Consider the following 375-nt stretch of genomic DNA (forward strand, 5'->3'; position numbering starts at 1 on the left):
TGCTCGTGCATTCGACCAGATCGATAACGCGCCGGAAGAAAAAGCTCGTGGTATCACCATCAACACTTCTCACGTTGAATATGACACCCCGACTCGCCACTACGCACACGTAGACTGCCCGGGCCACGCCGACTATGTTAAAAACATGATCACCGGTGCTGCGCAGATGGACGGCGCGATCCTGGTTGTTGCTGCGACTGACGGCCCGATGCCGCAGACTCGTGAGCACATCCTGCTGGGTCGTCAGGTAGGCGTTCCGTACATCATCGTGTTCCTGAACAAATGCGACATGGTTGATGACGAAGAGCTGCTGGAACTGGTAGAAATGGAAGTTCGTGAACTTCTGTCTCAGTACGATTTCCCGGGCGACGACAC

The 375-nt window shown here is 54.9% G+C and carries 1 protein-coding gene; it reads left to right on the top strand.

Features of this window, described 5'->3' with window-relative positions; all coding sequences use genetic code 11:
* Positions 1-375 (top strand): GTP-binding protein (locus FDW96_RS12725; RefSeq protein WP_074422569.1); only part of this gene is annotated, 375 nt, incomplete at both ends.

It is taken from the genome of Citrobacter sp. TBCS-15, from assembly GCF_005280815.1.
Lineage (GTDB): Bacteria > Pseudomonadota > Gammaproteobacteria > Enterobacterales > Enterobacteriaceae > Citrobacter > Citrobacter werkmanii.